Source organism: Microbacterium testaceum (genome assembly GCF_020781835.1).
Classification (GTDB): Bacteria; Actinomycetota; Actinomycetes; order Actinomycetales; family Microbacteriaceae; genus Microbacterium; species Microbacterium testaceum_H.
The window spans coordinates 1-467 of sequence record NZ_JAJGNJ010000050.1; the positions used below are offsets into that span (position 1 = coordinate 1).

Annotated in this window: 1 protein-coding gene; it reads left to right on the top strand. The window is 65.5% G+C overall.

Annotation, left to right across the window (positions count from 1 at the left end; translation table 11 throughout):
* Positions 1-21: 21 nt before the first annotated feature.
* On the top strand, positions 22-467 hold a 446-nt coding region (locus LL239_RS17580), incomplete at its 3' end, for a DUF935 domain-containing protein (RefSeq protein ID WP_228164615.1).

Genomic DNA, 467 nt, shown 5'->3' on the forward strand with positions numbered 1-467 from the left:
GCGACGTTCCGGTTTGAGGGCGTGACGGGGAAGGTTCCAGACCTCGACAAGCAGATCCGGTACTACGACGAGCAGATCGCCCGCGCCGTGCTGGCGAACTTCCTCAACCTCGGCGGGGACAACTCGACCGGTTCGTACGCGCTGGGTGACACGTTCGCGAACTTCTTCATCAACTCGCTCAATGCGCTCGCACGGCACATCGCGACGATCATCCAGCAGCACGTCATCGAGGATCTCGTCGATGCGAACTGGGGACCGGAGGAGCCGGCACCGCGACTCGTCCCGCCGAAGATCGGCGCCGAGCATCCGGCGACCGCTGAAGCGATCCGCGCGCTGCTCGAATCCGGCGCGATCCACTGGGACCCGGCGCTTGAGGCGCACCTTCGCGGACTCTACGGGCTCCCGGTCATGGAAGAGAGCGACGACCTCGACGGCCGTGCTGATGGCATGACCGAGACCGAGAAGGC